15 protein-coding genes are annotated in these 19698 nt (G+C 70.6%); 1 reads left to right on the top strand and 14 read right to left on the bottom strand.

Features of this window, described 5'->3' with window-relative positions:
• The first annotated feature begins 22 nt into the window (after positions 1–22).
• Positions 23–2482 carry a BTAD domain-containing putative transcriptional regulator gene (locus ACH4S9_RS12295; RefSeq protein WP_398371485.1) on the top strand — a complete coding sequence of 820 codons (2460 nt, stop codon included), beginning with the start codon at positions 23–25 and terminating at the stop codon, positions 2480–2482.
• Positions 2483–2525: 43 nt separating this feature from the next.
• On the opposite strand, the gene ACH4S9_RS12290 is transcribed toward ACH4S9_RS12295, so the two are convergent.
• The 14 genes from ACH4S9_RS12290 to nrtL form a co-directional block, all read right to left on the bottom strand.
• Positions 2526–3749 carry a cytochrome P450 gene (locus ACH4S9_RS12290; protein ID WP_311727864.1) on the bottom strand — a complete coding sequence of 408 codons (1224 nt, stop codon included), beginning with the start codon at positions 3747–3749 and terminating at the stop codon, positions 2526–2528.
• 92 nt (positions 3750–3841) lie between these two features.
• Complete coding sequence (gene glyA / locus ACH4S9_RS12285; RefSeq protein WP_385339130.1) at positions 3842–5170, bottom strand: serine hydroxymethyltransferase; 1329 nt, start codon at positions 5168–5170, stop codon at positions 3842–3844.
• A gap of 91 nt (positions 5171–5261) precedes the next feature.
• On the bottom strand, positions 5262–5921 hold the full coding sequence (locus tag ACH4S9_RS12280; RefSeq protein ID WP_385339133.1) for a protein-tyrosine-phosphatase: 660 nt from the start codon (positions 5919–5921) through the stop codon (positions 5262–5264).
• The gene (locus ACH4S9_RS12275; RefSeq protein WP_311727989.1) at positions 5918–6565 is read right to left on the bottom strand and encodes an L-threonylcarbamoyladenylate synthase; all 648 of its coding nucleotides are present in this window, start codon (positions 6563–6565) and stop codon (positions 5918–5920) included. The genes ACH4S9_RS12280 and ACH4S9_RS12275 overlap by 4 nt, the downstream gene beginning before the upstream one ends.
• Before the next feature lie 68 nt (positions 6566–6633).
• Positions 6634–7479, bottom strand: a complete 846-nt coding sequence (prmC, locus tag ACH4S9_RS12270) for a peptide chain release factor N(5)-glutamine methyltransferase (RefSeq protein ID WP_311727862.1) — start codon at positions 7477–7479, stop codon at positions 6634–6636.
• 49 nt (positions 7480–7528) lie between these two features.
• Positions 7529–8599, bottom strand: a complete 1071-nt coding sequence (gene prfA / locus ACH4S9_RS12265; protein WP_311727861.1) for a peptide chain release factor 1 — start codon at positions 8597–8599, stop codon at positions 7529–7531.
• A gap of 152 nt (positions 8600–8751) precedes the next feature.
• The gene (rpmE, locus tag ACH4S9_RS12260) at positions 8752–8976 is read right to left on the bottom strand and encodes a 50S ribosomal protein L31 (protein ID WP_311727860.1); all 225 of its coding nucleotides are present in this window, start codon (positions 8974–8976) and stop codon (positions 8752–8754) included.
• 192 nt (positions 8977–9168) lie between these two features.
• Positions 9169–10299 carry an LCP family protein gene (locus ACH4S9_RS12255; RefSeq protein WP_385339140.1) on the bottom strand — a complete coding sequence of 377 codons (1131 nt, stop codon included), beginning with the start codon at positions 10297–10299 and terminating at the stop codon, positions 9169–9171.
• Positions 10300–10667: 368 nt separating this feature from the next.
• A complete protein-coding gene (gene rho, locus ACH4S9_RS12250; protein WP_385339143.1) occupies positions 10668–12833 on the bottom strand; it encodes a transcription termination factor Rho in 2166 nt (721 codons plus the stop codon).
• Between the two features lie 436 nt (positions 12834–13269).
• On the bottom strand, positions 13270–14184 hold the full coding sequence (gene thrB / locus ACH4S9_RS12245; protein ID WP_311727857.1) for a homoserine kinase: 915 nt from the start codon (positions 14182–14184) through the stop codon (positions 13270–13272).
• A gap of 429 nt (positions 14185–14613) precedes the next feature.
• On the bottom strand, positions 14614–15729 hold the full coding sequence (thrC, locus tag ACH4S9_RS12240; RefSeq protein ID WP_398371479.1) for a threonine synthase: 1116 nt from the start codon (positions 15727–15729) through the stop codon (positions 14614–14616).
• Between the two features lie 28 nt (positions 15730–15757).
• Positions 15758–17050 (bottom strand): homoserine dehydrogenase, encoded by a 1293-nt coding sequence (locus ACH4S9_RS12235; protein ID WP_311727855.1) that lies wholly within the window; start codon positions 17048–17050, stop codon positions 15758–15760.
• A gap of 128 nt (positions 17051–17178) precedes the next feature.
• A complete protein-coding gene (gene lysA / locus ACH4S9_RS12230) occupies positions 17179–18570 on the bottom strand; it encodes a diaminopimelate decarboxylase (RefSeq protein ID WP_311727854.1) in 1392 nt (463 codons plus the stop codon).
• Between the two features lie 19 nt (positions 18571–18589).
• Positions 18590–19603: an ArgS-related anticodon-binding protein NrtL gene (gene nrtL, locus ACH4S9_RS12225; protein ID WP_398371476.1), complete on the bottom strand. Its 1014-nt coding sequence runs from the start codon at positions 19601–19603 to the stop codon at positions 18590–18592.
• Positions 19604–19698 lie beyond the last annotated feature (95 nt).

The raw sequence follows: 19698 nt of genomic DNA, 5'->3' as shown, positions 1-19698 counted from the left end.
GCGTTAACCCCGACGCGCCCGCATGACTCAACACGCCCCAATCACCCCCGCGCCAGTAAATTCTCGGCGATCGCGCCAGGCACAAACAATGCGGCGATGGATCCGGGGTCGACATTCATATATGCGGAACCCATCTGCGGCAGGTATTGTCACGGAGTTGCTTCACGCGCGTAACGGGATGCTACAGACACTTTCCAACGGCACACTTGACATGCCCTATACGCGCGATCTGCCTCTTTCCCACCACCACTCCGGCATGTGGAATACAGAGCGAACAAGCGTCGCCTGCCGGACCTCGACCACGGTGCGGAACCAGGCGGCCGCAGCAAGTTCCGCAACGCATCCGGGCGGGCCGCTCGCCTTGCGTTACGGCGTACCGGAAAGGCAATTGCGAAAACGGGGGCAGTCAGTGGCAAACGTACCCAGAGCCATTCCCGGCCACCCCGTCCACCTGGGCGAGGTGGTCAGGGACGCCAGAGACCGGGCTCGGCTGAGCCAACGCGCCGTGGCCGAGAGATCCGGCGTCAGCCTGCGTACTCTTCGTGAGATCGAAAGCGGCCGGGTCCGTATGCCCCGGCTTCGCTCCATAGAGCGTCTGGCGGAAACGTTACAGGATTCCCGGCTGCTCGAGCACGGGGCGACCGGCGCGTCCGGGGACGATATCGCGTACGGACACGACGACCATCTGATATTGCGGGTACTGGGACCGCTCAGCGCCACTCGCGGTCACTCCGTACTCAATGCCGGAACCCCGATGCAGCAGAGCCTCCTGGGTTTGCTGGCCCTTCACGCGAACCGCAGCGTATCGCAGGAGGAAATGGCACACGTCCTGTGGGGAGAGGAGCCACCCAACTCTTTTCACCAGCTCATCCACACCTATGTTTCGCGGTTGCGCGCCCTGCTGACAGCACACCAGGACCCGGAGACCGGGACGCCGTCGATCGTGCGCCGAAACGCGGGTTACGAGCTGCGTATCGAGGCCGAATGCCTTGACCTCCTCCAGTTCAGGGAACTGACCCGGCGGGCCGAATACGCGCGCCTCAGCGGCGACCTCACGCTCGAAGTACAGCTGCTGCGGGACTCCTTGCAAATGTGGTCGGGCCTGGTGCTCGAAGGATTCTCACCGCGCCTGCGGGAACATCCGCTCGCCATGGAATGCGGCCAGCAGCAGATTTCCTCGGCGCTGAGATTCAGCTACCTCGCCGTCACCTCGGGCCACTACGAACAGGCGATCGACCAGCTGCGGCCGATCGTGCGCCACCACCCCCTGCACGAGGGGCTCCACGCCCGGCTGATGATCGCGCTGGCCGGTGCAGGACAGCAGGTGGAGGCCCTGGCCCTGTTCAGCAGGCTCGACCGGGCCCTTCGCAATGACTTCGGCATCGAACCGGGGGCGGAACTCCGCGCCGCGCAGATGGCGGTGCTCCGCGGCGTCGCACCGGTGGAGAACAGCGCGCCCGCGGCGGACCACACGGCCGGGCGGAAGGTGGAACGGCCCTATGAGCTTCCCCCGGACACCCACGATCTCGTCGGGCGCGCCGAACACCACCCGGTGCTGCTCCATCTCACCCAGGGCGGCTCGCACACCGGTCTGTTCGGGCCCTCGCCGGTAGCCGCCATGTACGGACCGCCCGGCGCGGGCAAGTCCGTCCTGGCGGTCCGGGTGGCCAACTCCAGCCGGCTCCACTACGTCGACGGCATCCTCTACGCGGATATCCGGAACGAAACATCCGGGGCCACCCAGACGAGCGCGATCCTGGAACGGTTCCTCCGCGTCCTGGGCACACCGGAGCGCGGCATTCCCAAGGGGCTGACGGAGCGCATCTCCTGCTACCGCAGTCTGCTGGCGGAGCGCCGCGTCCTGGTGGTCGTCGACAACGTCGCCCGGGAGGAGCAGATAGCACCCCTGCTGCCCGGTGGATTCAGCAGCGCACTGCTGTTCAGCAGCCGGACGCCGCTCGTCGGCATTCCCGGAGCCCGCCATTTTCCGCTGTCGCTGTTCACCACCGAGCAGGCCTTCAGGCTGCTGGCCAGGATCGTGGGAGAGGACCGGGCCCACGCCGAACCCGACCGGGTCGCCGAGATCGCCGAGCTGTGCGGCCATCTGCCGCTCGCCATCAGAATCGTCGGCCGGCGGCTGGCCGCACGCCCCCACTGGTCGCTCGCGCGCATGGCGCAGCGGCTCCGGAACGAGGAAGGACGGCTGTCCGAGCTCGCCCACGGCGACCTCGATGTGCGGTCCCGCCTCGACACCCATGTCGCCTCGCTGGAGGAGCCACTCCGACAGACCCTCATGCTGCTCACCGACTGCGCCGGTCCCTTCACCGTCGACACCGCCGCGGACACGCTCGGATGTTCGCCCGCGGCCGCCGAAGACCTGATCGACTCCCTTGTCGATCACCAGCTGCTGACCGGCCCCGATGCCACGGGACGCTATGAGCTGCCCGTGCTGACCCGCCTGCACGCCCGGACGCGGGCCTAGGACGGCCCCTTCACCGCCGGATGAGCCGCCGGATGAGCCCCGCTCATCCGGCGGTGAAGGAGACCGGGAGACTGCTGATCCCGTCCAGAAAGTTCGAGTGGACCCGCCGCGGTTCCGAGGTGACGGCCAGGTCCACGACCCGGGACCGCAACGCGTCGAGCACGGCGGCCACCTCCGCACGGCCCAGATAGGCCCCGATACAGAAGTGCGGCCCGTAGCCGAAGGTGAGGTGCCGGTTGGGCGTGCGGGCCAGCAGGAAACGATCGGGGTCCGCGAACACCCGCTCATCCCGGTTCGCCGAGGAGTTCCACAGGGTCACGATCTCGCCCGGGCGGACGGTGTGGGACCCGATGGTGACCTCCTCCACAGCGGTGCGGCCGAAGTGCATGGCCGGAGTGGTCCAGCGCAGGACCTCCTCCGCGGCGGTGTCCACACCCACCTCCCCGCTCCTCAGCAGCGCCCATTGGGCCGGGTGCTCCGCCAGCGCCGGAATCGCTCCGATCATGCTCATCCGGCTGGTTTCGTCGCCGCCGATGATGAGGCTGTAACAGTTGAAGACGATCTCTTCGTCGGAGAGCTTCCCCTCGTCTTCCCGCCCGTTCGCAAGGCCGCTGATGATGCCCTCGCGAGGGTTCTTCCGAACCCCGTCGAGCAGATCCAGGAAATAGAGCAGAATCTCGTTCCTGGCCCATACGGCGGAGGACTCCGAGGCGTTCTCGTGATCCGAACTCAGCGCGGATTTCGTCAGCTTCAGAAGAAGATCCTGGTCGCTCTCCGGAATACCCAGCAGATAGCAGATCGTCCCCATGGGGATCTTCTCCGCCACATCCCTGGCGAAGTCGCATCCTCCCTGCTCGACAGCGCCCCCGAGCAGCCGCCGCGCCATCTCGCGGACACGCTGCTCGACGGATTCGAGAAAACGCGGCGAAAAGACCCTCAGCATGACGTTGCGCAAGCGCTTGTGCCGTGCGCCGTCCGTGACCGCGAGCATCTTCCCGGCCGCCGAATCCCCGCCCGCCAGCAGCGTCGTCAGCACATTTCCGCGCTCCGAGGTGAATCTCCGGTTGTCCCGGTAGACCTCCATGATGTCCGCGTGCCGGGTCAGCACCCAGAATCCCGGCCGACCGCTCCCCGGCGGATGCCAGAACACCGGCCGCTCCGCCCGGAGCCGCCGCCACATCTCGTTCCGGTCATAGCGCTGGAACGTTCTGGGATCGGTGAGGTCCAGCGTTGTGCAGTCGTCGGGGAGTTCCTCGACCACGTTCATCGGTTTCCCCCGCCTCCCGACCGGACCGACCCACCAGGCACCTGAGATCGGGCAACGCTAGCAACCCGAACCGGCCCGCCTCTCCACGCGATCTATACGCGCAGCTCCGGATACGGCGGAAACCTCCCGGCCAGCTCGGCCACCTCGCGCCGCACCGCCCCCTCGCCCCGCAGCGCCGCCATCAGCAAGGTGGCGATGAGCGCCATCTCGTCCGGCCCCATTCCCTGCGTGGTCACCGCAGCGGTGCCCAGCCGGACGCCCTTGACGCAGCCGCCCGGCTCGGTCGCGGACGCCAGGGCGCAGCTGTCCAGCACGAGGCCCGCCGCGGCGCAACGGCCCCGGGCGGCGGGGCCGTCCAGGTCCAGCGGGGCGGGGTCGAAGGTGATCAGATGGGTGTCGGTGCCGCCGGTGGTCACCGGGAGCCCCTCCGCCATCAGGGCGTCGGCGAGTGCGTGGGCGTTGCCGACGACCCGGTGCGCGTACGAGGTGAACGCGGGCTGCGCGGCCTCGCCGAACGCCACGGCCTTGGCGGCGACGCTGTTCATCTGGGCGCCGCCCTGCGTGAAGGGGAAGACCGCGCGGTCGATCCGCTCGGCGAGGTCCGCGCCGCACAGCACCATCCCGCCACGGGGCCCGCGCAGCACCTTGTGCGTGGTGGCGCACACCACGTCGGCGTACGGCACCGGGTTGGGCGCCACCTTCCCGGCCACCAGGCCGATGGGGTGGGCGGCGTCCGCGATGAGGTAGGCGCCGATCTCGTCGGCGATCTCCCGGAAGGCGGCGTAGTCCAGATGGCGGGGGTAGGTGATCGAGCCGCAGACGATCGCCTTGGGGCGGTGGGCCCGCGCCAGGTCGCGCAGTTGGTCGTAGTCGATGAGGCCGGTGTGCGGGTCCACGCCGTAGCCGATGAAGTCGAACCAGCGGCCGGAGAAGTTGGCCGGGGAGCCATGGGTGAGATGTCCGCCGTGCGCCAGCGCCATGGCCATCACCGTGTCGCCGGGCCGCAGCAGCGCGGCGTACGCGGCGAGCACCGCCGAGGAGCCCGAGTGGGGCTGCACATTGGCGTGCTCCGCGCCGAACAGGGCCCGCGCCCGGTCCATGGCGATCCGCTCGGCGACGTCGACCAGCTCGCACCCGCCGTGGAAGCGGGCGCCCGGGTAGCCCTCGGCGTACTTGTTGGCCAGCGGCGAGGCCAGGGCGGCCAGCACGGCCCGGGAGGTGAAGTTCTCCGCCGCGATCAGCTGGAGTCCGGAGCTGACGCGGTCCAGCTCGCCCAGGACCACCCCGGCGATATCGGGGTCCTGCCGGCGCAGCGCGTCGAAGTCGGGCTGCCATGGGGCACCGGTCATACGGACCGCCCCGGCATCGCTGCCGGGCGGCCCGGCCGGGGTGCCGCGGGGCGGCGCGGGGGTAGCGGCCATCGGCTCACCGCCTCGGGTAGAACAGGCGCACGTGGGAGCAGTGGTGCGCAGGGGTGCGTCCTCCCAATGTAGGCCCGGGCCCGGCCTGGGGCTACGCGGGAGCGGGCACCCCCGTCAGGGCCGTCACCACCGGGTCCAGGGCCTCGTGGATCTCTTCGCCGATGCTGCGGAAGAAGGTGATCGGCGCCCCGTACGGGTCGTGCACCTCGTCCGCCTCCTCGGTCGGCGCCAGCAGCCAGCCGCGCAGCGCGGCGGCCGCCTGGACCAGGGCGCGGGCGCGGTCCACCACACCGCCCGCCTCCTCCGGATCGGGCAGCGTCGCGGGGTCTATGGCCCGCACCAGCCGGGTGAACTCCTTGAGCGTGAAGGTGCGCAGCCCCGCCGAGTGCCCCATGGAGATGACCTGGGCGCGGTGGTCACGGGTCGCGGTGAGGACGAGGTCGGCGCGGATGACGTGCTCGTCGAGCAGCTCGCGGCCGAGGAAACCGCCCGGGTCGGCGCCGAAGTCGGTCAGGACGGTGGCGGCGTGCGCCTCCATGGGCGCGCCCTCGTGGCCCCAGGTCCCGGCGCTCTCCACGATCAGCCCGCTGGTGCGCTCGCTGCCCAGGCGGTCCGCGAGGGCATGCCGGGTCAGCCGCTCGGTGATCGGCGAGCGGCAGACGTTGCCGGTGCTGACGTGGAGGATGCGGAAGGTGTGGTCGGCGCTGTGGTGACGGTGTTCCGCTATGCCACGCCCCTCAGGGGCTGTCAATTGGCCACCTCGAGGTCGGGTACGACCTCCCGGAGCTGCTCGGCGGTGAGGGCGCCCGCGCGCAGCAGCACCGGTACCTTGCCGGTCACATCGACGATGGAGGACGGGACGGCGGCGGGGGTGGGCCCGCCGTCGAGGTAGACCGAGACCGAGTCGCCGAGCATCTCCTGGGCCGCGTCGCAGTCCTGGGGCGAGGGGTGACCCGTGAGGTTGGCGCTGGAGACGGCCATCGGGCCGAAGTCGTTCAGCAGCTCGATCGCGACCGGGTGCAACGGCATCCGGACCGCGACGGTGCCGCGGGTCTCCCCCAGGTCCCAGGTGAGCGACGGCTGGTGCCGGGCGACCAGGGTGAGCGCGCCCGGCCAGAAGGCGTCCACGAGCTCCCACGCCTGCTCGGACAGGTCGGTGACCAGGCCGTGCAGGGTGTTCGGGGAGCCGACGAGGACGGGCGTGGGCATGTTGCGGCCGCGGCCCTTGGCCTCCAGCAGATCGCCGACGGCCTCGGCGTTGAAGGCGTCCGCACCGATCCCGTACACGGTGTCGGTGGGCAGCACGACCAGCTCGCCGCGGCGGACGGCGGACGCGGCCTCACGCAGGCCGGTCTTGCGGTCGGTCGGGTCGCCGCAGTCGTATCGCCGTGCCATCATTTCTCCTTCGCTGGGTATCCGGCAGTGCGGAACATCACCGGATCGCTACTTTCCGTCCGCTCGGATCACGGCATGGCCTTCCGCGCGGTGGCGAAGCGGGGCCGCTTGTTCAGGTCGGGGTGGTCGGCGGCGTCCGCCCAGCCACGCTCCTCCGTGAAGATCCACGGCACCTGGCCGCCCTGGGTGTCGGCGTGCTCGATGACCACGACCCCGCCGGGGCGCAGCAGCCGGTGGGCGGTGCGCTCCAGCCCGCGGATCACATCGAGGCCGTCCTCGCCGGAGAACAGCGCCACCTGGGGGTCGTGGTCGCGGGCCTCGGGGGCGACATACTCCCACTCGGTCAGCGGGATGTACGGCGGGTTGCTGATCACCAGGTCCACCTGTCCGTCGAGCTCGGGCAGGGCCCTCAGCGCGTCTCCGTGGTGGAGAACGACGCGGGACCCCTCGACGTTCTTGCGGGCCCACGTCAGGGCGGACTCGTCCAGCTCCACGGCGTGCACCCGCGACCGCGGCACCTCCTGGGCCAGCGCCAGGGCGATGGCGCCGGAACCGGTGCACAGGTCCACGATCAGCGGCTCGACGACGTCCATGGCGCGTACCGCGTCTATGGCCCAGCCGACGACCGACTCGGTCTCGGGGCGGGGCACGAAGACGCCGGGGCCCACCTGGAGCTCCAGATAGCGGAAGAAGGCGCGGCCGGTGATGTGCTGAAGGGGTTCCCGGGCCTCGCGGCGGGCGACGGCCTCCCAGTAGCGGGCGTCGAAGTCGGCGTCGGCGACGCTGTGCAGCTCACCCCGCTTGACGCCGTGCACAAAGGCGGCCAGTTCCTCGGCGTCGAAACGCGGAGACGGCACGCCGGCGTCGGCCAGCCGCTGAGTGGCCTGCGCCACCTCGGCGAGCAGCACATTCACTGAATTCCTCCAGCCGGTCCGGACAAAGGCTAAGGCTAAGGGTGTGGCCCTACTGCGCGGCCGCGAGCTTGGCGGCGGCGTCGGCGTCGACACACGCCTGGATGACCGGATCGAGTTCGCCGTCGAGCACCTGGTCCAAGTTGTACGCCTTGAAGCCGACCCGGTGGTCCGAGATCCGGTTTTCCGGAAAGTTGTAGGTGCGGATGCGCTCGGACCGGTCCACCGTGCGGACCTGGCTGCGCCGCGCGTCCGACGCCTCCCGCTCGGCCTCCTCCTGGGCCGCGGCCAGCAGCCGCGAGCGCAGGATCCGCAGCGCCTGCTCCTTGTTCTGGAGCTGGCTCTTCTCGTTCTGGCAGGAGACCACGATGCCGGTGGGCAGGTGGGTGATGCGCACCGCGGAGTCGGTGGTGTTGACCGACTGGCCGCCGGGGCCCGAGGACCGGTAGACGTCGATCCGCAGGTCGTTCTGGATGATCTCGACCTCGACCTCCTCGGCCTCCGGGGTGACCAGCACTCCGGCGGCTGAGGTGTGGATACGGCCCTGCGACTCGGTGGCCGGCACCCGCTGCACGCGGTGCACGCCGCCCTCGTACTTCAGCCGGGCCCACACGCCCTGGCCGGGCTCCGGGTTGCCCTTGGCCTTCACCGCGACCTGGACGTCCTTGTAGCCGCCGAGGTCGGACTCGTTGGCGTCGAGGATCTCGGTCTTCCAGCCGACGCGCTCGGCGTAGCGCAGATACATCCGCAGCAGGTCGCCCGCGAACAGCGCCGACTCCTCGCCGCCCTCGCCGGCCTTGACCTCGAGGATCACGTCCTTGTCGTCGCTGGGGTCGCGCGGGACCAGCAGCAGCCGCAGCCGCTCGGTCAGCTCCTCGCGCCGGCCCTCCAGCTCCTTGACCTCGTCGGCGAAGTCGGGGTCGTCGTGGGCCAGCTCCCGCGCCGTCTCGATGTCCTCGCCGGTCTGCTTCCAGGAGCGGTACGTGCCGACGATGGGGGTCAGCTCGGCATAGCGCTTGCCCAGCCGCATCGCCTCGCGCTGGTCGGCGTGGACCGCGGGGTCGGCGAGCCGCTTCTCGAGGTCGGCGTGTTCGCCGATCAGTTCCTCGACCGCCTCGAACATCAAGGGCTCCTGGTTGCGTGGAATGGGCTGCGTGGGGGGCTGTGTGCAGAGAGTGAAGGACCGTAACGGCGACAACGACAAGCCGTGACGACAAAACGCCGGTCCGGCCGCCCCAGGGAAGGGGCGGCCGAAGACCGGCGCCGTGCGGGTCGCTACTTCTTCGCGGACCCGGCGTTCTTGCCGAAGCGGGCCTCGAACCGCGCCACACGGCCACCGGTGTCGAGGATCTTCTGCTTGCCCGTGTAGAAGGGGTGGCACTCGGAGCAGATGTCGGAACGGATGGTGCCGCCCGCCACGGTGCTACGGGTCGTGAACGAGGCGCCACAGGTGCAGCTGACCTGCGTCTCGACGTACTCCGGGTGAATGTCGCGCTTCAAGGGATTCTCCTAGGTTCGGGAGGGCTCCGGGTCGACAGGCTGGTTGCCTGACGTGAACCGGGGCCGACGGTCCAGTCTGCCAGGACTGGCCGCATCCCCCAAAACCGGGGGTGGGGCCCAGATATTCCCGGGCGCCCCGACCCCCGGGGCCGGGGGTCCGGAGTCCGGGGGCCGGGGCCGGAAGAACCGCACTCAGGGCTTCTGGACGACCTTGCCGGCGCTGGTCGCCTCGCCCGCCGAGCCCTTGGTCGCGGAGGCGGGGATCGGCTTGTCCCAGCGCAGCGCCCGCCAGACCTGCCGGGCCTTGGATTCGATCGGCACCACGCGGTTCGGGTTGTTCGGGTCGTACCGCACGGGCAGCGTCACCATCCGCATGTCCCCCGAGCCGATGTTCTTCAGGCTCTTGGAGAAGCCGTACAGCTTGTTGACCGAGGCCAGCTCGGAGTCGGTGGTCAGCGCCTTGGTGGAGGTGTCGGCGAGCCCGTAGAGCTTCTTCGGGCTGCTGAACAGGTCCACGGACTTGATCTGGTCCAGCAGCGCCTTGACGAACGCCTGCTGGAGCTTGATCCGGCCGAGGTCGCTGCCGTCGCCGACGCCGTGCCGGGTGCGCACCAGGCCCAGGGACTGCTCCCCGTTGAGCTTGTGCGCGCCGGGCGCCAGGTCGAGGTGGCTCTTGGCGTCGTGGATCGGCTTGGTGGTGGTGATGTCCACGCCGCCGAGCTGGTCTATGAGGTGTTTGAAGCCGGAGAAGTCGACCTCGAGGTAGTGGTCCATGCGGATGCCGGTCAGCGACTCGACGGTCTTGACGGCGCAGGCCGGGCCGCCGACCTCGTACGCGGAGTTGAACATCGCCAGGCGCTCGGCAGGGGCCGTCTGGCCGTCCTTCTCACAGGCGGGGCGCCGGACCAGGGTGTCGCGCGGGATGCTGACGACACTGGCCTTCTGCCGGCCCTTGTAGACGTGCACGATCATCGCGGTGTCGGAGCGCGAGGTGCCCTCGTCCTTGCCGTACTGGCCGTTCTTGCCGGCCCGTGAGTCGGAGCCGAGGACCAGGATGTCCATGGAGCCGTTGTCGATGTTCTTGGGACGGTCGGAGCCGAGGGCGGCGTTGATGTTGACCCCGGTGAGGTTGCCGTCCAGTTTGTAGTAGAGATAGCCGATCCCCGCGCCGCCGAGGACCAGCACGGTCCCCAGCGTCCACACCGTGCCGCGCAGCACCCTGCGGCCCGTACTGCGGGGCGCCGGCACCTTGCGGCGGCGGCCGCTGCCCCCGCCCCGGCCCGGGCGCGAATACTCCGGTGTGCTGTTGCCGTCGTCAGCCATGCGCTCCTCAGTCCTCGATGTCCGGTTACCCCCCACCACGGTCAGGCCTGGTCTCGCCGTGATTCGACCTGACAGACGACAGGTCGAGGGTCAGGGTTGCATACGGACCTCTCCCGTTCCGGCGGCGAGCCGATCGACCCCCCGACCGGCCGATCTTCCAGGGCCACCCGGCTGACCTGCGCCTTCGTCGCGTACGACGGAGATCGCGCAGGTCGACGGGGATGAGGAGGGATGTGGCCCAGATCTCAAGAGACTGAGCCACAGGGGACCCGAGCGCCCGGAGGCGAAGCCGCTACAAAAGGGGGCAACGTGACGAGGGCCTCTCCGCCGTGGCGGAGAGGCCCTCGTCATTCGTTGAGCGCTGCTGGTCAGTCGCCGTTGCCCGGGGTGGGCGTGGTCTTGGCGATCTGCATCAGGAACTCGGCGTTCGACTTCGTCTGCTTCATCTTGTCCAGGAGCAGCTCGATCGCCTGCTGCGAGTCGAGCGCGTGCAGCACCCGGCGCAGCTTCCAGACGATGTTCAGCTCCTCGGGCGCGAGGAGGATCTCCTCCTTGCGGGTGCTGGACGCGTCGACGTCGACCGCCGGGAAGATGCGCTTGTCGGCGAGCTTCCGGTCGAGCCTGAGCTCCATGTTGCCGGTGCCCTTGAACTCCTCGAAGATCACCTCGTCCATCCGCGAGCCGGTCTCGACCAGCGCGGTGGCCAGGATGGTCAGCGAGCCGCCGTCCTCGATGTTGCGCGCGGCGCCGAAGAACTTCTTCGGCGGGTACAGCGCGGTCGAGTCGACACCACCGGACAGGATGCGGCCGGAGGCGGGGGCCGCGAGGTTGTACGCACGGCCCAGGCGGGTGATGGAGTCCAGCAGGACGACCACGTCATGCCCCAGCTCGACCAGGCGCTTGGCCCGCTCGATGGCCAGCTCGGCGACGGTGGTGTGGTCCTCGGCCGGGCGGTCGAAGGTCGAGGAGATGACCTCGCCCTTGACCGACCGCTGCATGTCGGTGACCTCTTCCGGCCGCTCGTCGACGAGGACGACCATCAGATGGCACTCGGGGCTGTTGCGGGTGATCGCGTTGGCGATCGCCTGCATGATCATGGTCTTACCGGTCTTCGGCGGGGCCACGATCAGACCACGCTGACCCTTGCCGATCGGCGCGACCAGATCGATGATGCGGGTCGTCAGCCCGCCGGCCTCGGTCTCCAGACGCAGTCGGTCCTGCGGGTACAGCGGGGTCAGCTTGCCGAACTCCGGCCGCCCGCGGCCGGTTTCGGGCGCCATGCCGTTGACCGAGTCGAGGCGGACGAGGGCGTTGAACTTCTCGCGGCGCTCGCCCTCGCGCGGCTGACGGACCGCGCCGGTGACGTGGTCGCCCTTGCGCAGGCCGTTCTTGCGGACCTGAGCCAGCGAGACGTACACGTCGTTGGGGCCCGGCAGATAGCCGGAGGTCCGGATGAACGCGTAGTTGTCGAGGATGTCGAGGATGCCCGCGACCGGGATCAGGACGTCGTCCTCGGACACCTGCGGCTCGTTGCCGAAGTCGTCGCGGCCACGGCGGCCACGGCGGTCCCGGTAACGGCCGCGGCGCCCGCGCCGCCCGCCGTCGAAGTCGTCGTCCATCTCGTCGGCGCCGGGGCGCTGCTGGCCCTGGCCACGACCGTCGCGCTGCTGGCGGCCGCCGCCCTGCGCGGCGCTGTCCTCGCCCTTGCCGCCGCGGCGGTCACGGCCGTCACGGCCATCACGGCCGTCACGGCCATCGCGGCCGTCACGCTCGCGCTGGCCGCCGCGCTCCCGGCGGTCGCTCTTCTGGGCGCGCTCGCCGCGCTCGGACCGGTCCTGGCCCTTGATGCCCTTGCCCTCGGCCGTGTCCACGGCGGCTTCGGCCTTGGCGGCGGGCTCGGTCTTGACCGCGGCCTCGGCCTTGGCCTCCGTCTTGGTCTCGACGGCGGTGGCGGTGGAAGCGCTGTCGGTCGTGGCGGTGACGGGCGCGGTGGCCCGCCGGCGGCGGCGTCCCTCGGCCGGCTGCTCGTCGGCGGCGGGCTCACCCGGCTGGCCGGGAATCTCGATCTGCTGCTGAGCAGTGGCCTTCTCCGCCTTCGCGGACTGCTCGTCCTTGGCGGCGGGCTCGGCCTTGGTGGCGGCCTTGGCCGCGGCCGGCTCGGCGTCCTCGCCCGTACGGGCCTTGGACGTCGTACGGCGCTTGGGCTTTGTCACCCCCTCAGCGGCGGCGGGGGCGGCCTCGGCGGACTTGGCGGAGGCGCCGGAGCCGGAGGCCTGCTTCTCCTTGATGACCTCGATCAGCTGGCTCTTGCGCATCCGCGCGGTGCCCCTGATGCCGAGGCTCGAGGCGAGCTGCTGGAGCTCGGCCAGGACCATGGCGTCGAGGCCGGTGCCCGAGCGGCGTCGCCGCGGGGCAGCGCCAGTGGCAGCACCGGTGGCAGGCGCGGAAGCGTCCGTGGCGGGCGCGGCATTGCCGACACCGCTGTCGGAGGTGCCGGAGGCGTTCACGCCCATCAGATCGGTGGTGTCGCTCACGAAGGGTCCTTCCCTGGAGCGGGCGTCGGCCTGTCTGGCTCGGCGACCGGTTGTGCTGTCCGGCTGTGGTCCTTCTCGTGCGGACCGGCCGGGGCGGAGGTCCGCCAGGTGTGGCGGAGAGATCAATTCATTGGTTCCGACGCGACGGAGGCTTTGCCTGAATCCGCCACGCCATTCCGGAGCTCCGGAGCGTGCTCGGAACTGCTCAGGCAGGCTGCTCAGGCAGTTTGGGAGGCTCCCGGAAGAAAGGTGGTCCCGGAGGGGGACACTGAGCACTGCGCCTCCCCGCCCGGCGATCACTCCGAGCATGAGGCATCAAGTGCAGACTTGAGGTTAACACTACCGGATCCAACAAACATTCCCCCTCTCCAAGACCGGCTATCGAGTTTTTCGGGACTCGCGAGGCCCGCCTGGGCCGCATCGGGCGTCCGCGGTGTCAGGTGAGCGGCAGGACGCTCGCCCCCCCGGCGTCGAGAGCCAGCCGATTGGCCGCCCACCCCTCGCCCGCCAGCCGTGCGACCTTGTCGGCCGCACCGTCTTCGACCAGCGCGAGCACCGTGGGGCCCGCGCCCGAGATGACCGCGGGGACGCCGTCCGCCCGCAGCCGGTTCACCAGGGTCACGCTCTCGGGCATCGCCGGCGCGCGGTACTCCTGGTGCAGCCGGTCCTCCGTCGCCGCGAGCAGCAGCTCGGGGCGCCTGGTCAGCGCCTCCACCAGCAGCGCGGCGCGCCCCGCGTTCGCCGCGGCGTCCACATGCGGAACGGAGCGCGGCAGCAGCCCCCGGGCCGTCTCCGTGAGCACCGGCCGGCCCGGCACGAAGACCACCGGAACGATGGAATCCGCAGGGTCCATTCTGATCGCCCGGGCGGCCCCCGCGTCCGTCCAGGCCAGGGTGAAGCCGCCGAGCAGACAGGCGGCGACATTGTCGGGGTGGCCCTCGATCTCGGTGGCCAGCTCCAGCAGCGCCGCGTCGTCGAGCCTCTCGGCGCCGCCTATGGTCACCGCGCGGGCCGCGACTATCCCGGCGCAGATGGCGGCCGAGGAGGAGCCCAGGCCCCGCCCGTGCGGGATCCGGTTGGCGCACACGACCTCGAGGCCGCGCGGCTGACCGCCCAGCAGGTCGAAGGCGGTGCGCAGGGAGCGTACGAGCAGATGACCCTCGTCGCGCGGCAGCGTCTCGGCGCCCTCGCCGGCGATGTCGATGTGCAGGCCGGAGTCGGCCACCCGGACCACCACGTCGTCGTAGAGCCCCAGGGCCAGGCCGAGGGCGTCGAAACCGGGACCGAGGTTGGCGCTCGTGGCGGGCACGCGCACTCGGACGGCGGCGGCGCGGAACGCTGGACCGGCCATCGCTCGATGACTCTCCTTGTGTGACTGGGATTGCTCGAAGAGGTACGGAACACCGCGAGGGCCGTGACGGGAAGTACGGCAACGCCGTGCAGAGGCGGCTGCTCTGCGTCGGGGCGGATTCAGTACAGCCTATCGAAGGAAGGTTCTGTGGCGACATAGGGCGCACGGGAGGCGCACGGTGCGTGTCGCGCTCCCTCTCGTCGTCCGCGACCACTCTACTGGAGCGCTCCGCGCGCCCTCCTCGCTCCCGTACTTCTCCGCCCGCACTCTAGTGGATCTTGAGGCTCGGCGCCGGTGGGCCGGGCGGACAGCTCCGCCCGGCCCACCGGCGCCACATGAACCAGGGCCCCTGGAACCGGAGATCGACCCGACCGGCCCCTGGCGACCTGCGACCTGCGACCTGCGACCTGCGACCGCGTAACGGCCGGATCAGGCCAGCCCGAGCCGCTCGGCCGCCGCGTCCGCGTCCACCGGCACCGTGACCGGCTGCGGGGCACCCGCCACCGCCCAGTCCGGGTCCTTGAGGCCGTTGCCGGTCACCGTGCACACGATGCGCTGGCCGGGGTCGACCAGACCCTGCTCGGCGGCCTTGAGCAGACCCGCGACGCTCGCGGCGGAGGCCGGCTCGACGAAAACGCCCTCCTGGGCGGCGAGCAGCCGGTAGGCGGCGAGGATTTGACGGTCGGTCACCTCGTCGATGAGGCCGCCCGACTCGTCGCGCGCCTGCTCGGCGAAGGCCCACGAGGCGGGGTTGCCGATGCGGATCGCGGTGGCGATGGTGCTCGGGTTCCTGACCGGCTCACCGCGCACGATGGGCGCCGAGCCGGAGGCCTGGAACCCCCACATCCGGGGCGTACGGGAGGCGAGCGCGCCGAACGGGCCGTCCGTCGCGTACTCCTTGTAGCCCTTCCAGTAGGCCGTGATGTTGCCCGCGTTGCCGACCGGCAGCACATGGATGTCGGGCGCGTCGCCGAGCATGTCGACGATCTCGAAGGACGCGGTCTTCTGCCCTTCGATACGGGCCGGGTTGACCGAATTGACCAGCGCCACCGGGTACTTCTCGGACAGCGAGCGGGCCAGCTCCAGGCAGTCGTCGAAGTTGCCGTCGACCTGGAGGATCTTGGAGCCGTGGACCAGGGCCTGGCCCATCTTGCCCAGCGCGATCTTGCCCTGCGGGACGAGGACGGCGCAGACCATCCCGGCGCGCACCGCGTAGGCGGCCGCGGAGGCCGAGGTGTTGCCGGTGGAGGCGCAGATGACGGCCTCGGCGCCCGCCTCCTTGGCCATGCTGATGGCCATGGTCATGCCGCGGTCCTTGAAGGACCCGGTGGGGTTGGCTCCCTCGACCTTGAGGTGCACCTCACAGCCGGTGCGCTCGGAGAGCACCTGGGCGGGGACGAGCGGGGTGCCGCCCTCACGCAGGGTGACGACGGGGGTCGTCTCGCTGACCGGCAGCCGGTCGCGGTACTCCTCGATGATGCCCCGCCAGCCGTGCCACCGGCGGGTGCCGGACATCGCGGGCCCGGCGTCAGCGATTGTGTTCATGATCTTCCTTTACTCCCCTACTCACCCTCTACTCGCCCTCAACCCGCATGATGCTGGCGACATCACGGACGGTGTCCAGCCTGCGCAGCGCCTCGACGGTGGCCGTCAGGGCCGCGTCGCTCGCCCGGTGGGTGACCACGACGAGGGACGCCTCACCGTCCTTGCCCTGCTGGCGGACGGTATCGATGGATACGCCGTGCTCGGCGAAAACCGTGGCGACCGACGCGAGAACTCCTGGTTTATCGGCGACGTCCAGGCTGATGTGGTAGCGCGTGATCACGTCGCCCATGGGGCTGACGGGGAGCCGGGTGTATGCGGACTCGCCGGGTCCGGTGGACTGGGCCAGCTTGTTCCGGCAGGCGGCGACCAGATCGCCGAGGACGGCCGAGGCGGTCGGCGAGCCGCCGGCCCCGGGCCCGTAGAACATCAGCCGGCCGGCGGCCTCGGCCTCGACGAACACCGCGTTGTACGCCTCGCGGACGGAGGCGAGGGGGTGGCTCAGCGGGATCATGGCCGGGTGCACCCGCGCGGTGACCGACTGGCCGTCCTCGGCGCGCTCGCAGATGGCCAGCAGCTTGACCGTGCAGCCCATGCGCTTGGCGGAGGCGATGTCGGAGGCGGTCACCTCGGTGATGCCCTCGCGGTGCACATCGTCGAGGGTGACCCGGGTGTGGAAGGCGATCCCGGCCAGGATCGCGGCCTTCGCGGCGGCGTCGAAGCCCTCCACATCGGCGGTCGGGTCGGCCTCGGCGTACCCGAGCGCGGTGGCCTCGTCCAGGGCCTCGCTGTATCCGGCGCCGCTGGTGTCCATCCGGTCCAGGATGAAGTTGGTGGTGCCGTTGACGATGCCGAGAACCCGGTTGACCTTGTCCCCGGCCAGGGACTCGCGCAGCGGCCGCACCAGCGGGATCGCACCCGCGACGGCGGCCTCGTAGTACAGGTCGGCGCCGCGCTCCTGCGCGGCCGCGTGCAGCGCCGCGCCGTCCTGGGCGACCAGCGCCTTGTTCGCGGACACCACGCTGGCGCCGTGCTCGAAGGCGGTGGTGATGAGGGTACGGGCGGGCTCGATGCCGCCGATGACCTCAACCACGACGTCGATGTCGCCACGTTTGACCAGCGCGGTGGCGTCGGTGGTGATCAGCTCGGCCGGCACCCCGTCCCGCACCCGGTTGGGGCGGCGCACGGCGATCCCGGCCAGCTCGACCGGGGCGCCGATGCGCGCCGTGAGGTCCGCCGCGTGCGTCGTCATGATGCGCGCCACCTCTGAGCCGACCACTCCACAGCCCAGCAGCGCCACTTTCAGCGGACGCGTACGCATCATCCGACCTCGCTTCTCATCCATCTAGGTGGTGCACCAGTCTCACTCACTGGACGGGACTTTCTACCCCTGGTCCAGTATCCGAGATTTGTTTCTCGCCAGCCGAGCCAGCTACTACTCGGCTTGCTCGGCTAACCGACATCGAGCCGCAGGAGATCTTCCTCCGTCTCGCGCCGGACGATCTCGCGCGCCTGCCCGTCCTTCACGGCGACGACGGGCGGGCGGAGCGCGTGGTTGTAGTTGCTCGCCATGGAGCGGCAGTACGCGCCGGTGGCGGGGACGGCGATCAGGTCCCCGGGCGCCAGGTCGGCGGGCAGGAAGGCGTCCCGTACGACGATGTCGCCGGACTCGCAGTGCTTGCCGACCACGCGCGAGAGCATCGGCTCGGCGGTGGACGTACGGGAGACCAGCGCCACCGAGTACTCGGCGTCGTACAGCGCGGTACGGATGTTGTCGGACATCCCGCCGTCGACGCTGACGTAGGTCCGCAGCGCCGGCAGCTCCTTGACCGTCCCCACCTCGTACAGCGTGAACGCGGTCGGCCCGGCGATGGCCCGCCCCGGCTCCACCGACAGCCGCGGCACCGCGAGACCGGCGGACTCGCACTCGCGGTGGACGATGTCGCGGAGCGCCTTGGCGATCTCGTACGGCTCGCGGGGGTCGTCCTCGGAGGTGTACGCGATGCCGAGGCCGCCACCGAGGTCGATCTCGGGCAGCTCGACGCCGTGCTCGTCCCGGACCTCCTTGAGCAGCCCCACCACGCGGTGGGCGGCCACCTCGAAGCCCGAGGTGTCGAAGATCTGCGACCCGATGTGCGAGTGGACGCCGATGAGCTCGAGCCCGTCGAGCTTCAGCGCCCGCCGCACGGCCTCCGCGGCCAGCCCGCCGGCCAGCGGAATGCCGAACTTCTGATCCTCGTGGGCGGTAGCGATGAACTCATGGGTGTGCGCCTCAACCCCGACCGTCACCCGGATCTGCACCCGCTGCCGCTTGCCGAGCCGCTCCGCGATGTGCGCGACGCGCACGATCTCCTGGAACGAGTCGAGCACAATCCGCCCCACCCCGGCCTCGACGGCCCGGCGGATCTCCGCCTCGCTCTTGTTGTTCCCGTGCAGGGCGATCCGCTCGGCCGGCATCCCGGCGCCCAGCGCGGTCGCCAGCTCCCCGGCGGAGCACACGTCGAGGTTCAGCCCCTCCTCGTTGAGCCAGCGCACCACGGCGCGGCACAGGAAGGCCTTCCCGGCGTAGAACACATCGGCGTCCTCCCCGAACGCCTCCCGCCAGGCCCGGCAGCGGGCCCGGAAGTCGGTCTCGTCGAGGAAGTACCCGGGCGTCCCGAACTCCTCGGCCAGCGTCTTCACGTCCACCCCGCCGACGGTGACCACCCCGTCGGCGTCACGGTCGACCGTACGGGCCCATACGCGCGGGTCCAGGGCGTTGAGATCGGTGGGCGGTGCGGCGTAGTGCCCCTCGGGCAGCACATCGGCGTAGCGGGGCCCGGCGGGGTGTGCGGAACGGCTCATGGCGTCTCTCTCAGGTGTCTCACAGATGTTCCGGTGCGCTGATGCCGAGCAGATGCAGGCCGCCGGCCAGCACCGCCCCGGCGGCCTCGGCAAGGGCCAGCCGGGAGCGGTGGGCGGCCGAGGGTTTCTGCTCGCCGCGCGGGAGGGGCGGGCACGCGTCGTGGAAGCGGAAGAACGCGTCGGCGGTGGCTTCCAGGTGCCGGGCGAGGCGGTCGGGGGCGCGGTGGCGGGCGGCGGATTCGAGGAGGCGGGGGTAGTCGCCGAGGAGGGAGATCAACGCGACCTCGGCGGGATGGCCGTACGCAGCGTCGGGGCTGCTGTGAACCCCGAGCTGATGCCCGTTCCTGAGGAGGCCCCGAACCCGGGCATGGGCGTACCGCACCCGGAACAAGGCGTTGCTCTCCCGCTGGGCGAGGAGCCGACCGGGATCGAGGTCGGGCAGATCGTGCGCGGCAGGCCGTAGCAGCGCCCAACGGGCGCCGTCGCTCCCGAGCCGCCCGAGCAGCTCCTCAGCGTCGACCTCGACCGGCCGCACGCCGAGCACCTCACCCCCGTCAGCGACCTCGCCCTCTCCCCCACAAACGTCCACGAGCCGCCCCACGACGACCCCGACCAGCGCCCCACGTACCTCCCGCGCAGGCGCAAGCGTCACCCGCGTACCGGCGAGGGCGTCCGAGTGCCCGTAGGCCTCCCCGCGCTCCAGCACACCGCGCACGAGCGCGGCATGCCCGCCGGGATCGACGGTGATGTTCAAAAACCCGGGCCCGGCGATCTCCACCCGGGCAATCCCGGGCGTACGCACCAGCCGCCGCCGCAACACCTCGGCCACCCGCAGGGCGGCCGAGGGCCCGCCATCCCCCTTTACGAGCTTTGCAAGCTGGAGCGCCACATTAGTCGCGTAATCCCCACACCCCGCCCGCGGCGGAGTCTGCACCTTCACCCGCTCCGGCAGCACAGCCACCCGCAGCTCGTCGGCCTCGACGGCGCGACGCACGGTCTGTAGCACGGTGCGGGAGAGCTGGGCGGGTGTCACGGCACAAGCGTATGGGAGGAGGGGGGCGACCCCGCGAATGGGTTTCGCCCCTCGGACGGCGAACACCCAGCCCAGCCCGACAACCGGACGCGGGG

This window comes from Streptomyces sp. NPDC021225 (assembly GCF_044332865.1).
Lineage (GTDB): Bacteria > Actinomycetota > Actinomycetes > Streptomycetales > Streptomycetaceae > Streptomyces.
This window is presented reverse-complemented; position numbering and strand designations above follow the sequence as displayed.

Excerpts from the sequence above, each read along its gene's own strand:
- ACH4S9_RS12295 (WP_398371485.1), top strand. The coding sequence starts at position 23 with ATGACTCAACACGCCCCAATCACCCCCGCGCCAGTAAATTCTCGGCGA.
- ACH4S9_RS12290 (WP_311727864.1), bottom strand. The coding sequence starts at position 3,749 with ATGAACGTGGTCGAGGAACTCCCCGACGACTGCACAACGCTGGACCTC.
- glyA (WP_385339130.1), bottom strand. The coding sequence starts at position 5,170 with ATGGCCGCTACCCCCGCGCCGCCCCGCGGCACCCCGGCCGGGCCGCCC.
- ACH4S9_RS12275 (WP_311727989.1), bottom strand. The coding sequence starts at position 6,565 with ATGGCACGGCGATACGACTGCGGCGACCCGACCGACCGCAAGACCGGC.
- prfA (WP_311727861.1), bottom strand. The coding sequence starts at position 8,599 with ATGTTCGAGGCGGTCGAGGAACTGATCGGCGAACACGCCGACCTCGAG.
- ACH4S9_RS12255 (WP_385339140.1), bottom strand. The coding sequence starts at position 10,299 with ATGGCTGACGACGGCAACAGCACACCGGAGTATTCGCGCCCGGGCCGG.
- thrB (WP_311727857.1), bottom strand. The coding sequence starts at position 14,184 with ATGGCCGGTCCAGCGTTCCGCGCCGCCGCCGTCCGAGTGCGCGTGCCC.
- thrC (WP_398371479.1), bottom strand. The coding sequence starts at position 15,729 with ATGAACACAATCGCTGACGCCGGGCCCGCGATGTCCGGCACCCGCCGG.
- ACH4S9_RS12235 (WP_311727855.1), bottom strand. The coding sequence starts at position 17,050 with ATGATGCGTACGCGTCCGCTGAAAGTGGCGCTGCTGGGCTGTGGAGTG.
- lysA (WP_311727854.1), bottom strand. The coding sequence starts at position 18,570 with ATGAGCCGTTCCGCACACCCCGCCGGGCCCCGCTACGCCGATGTGCTG.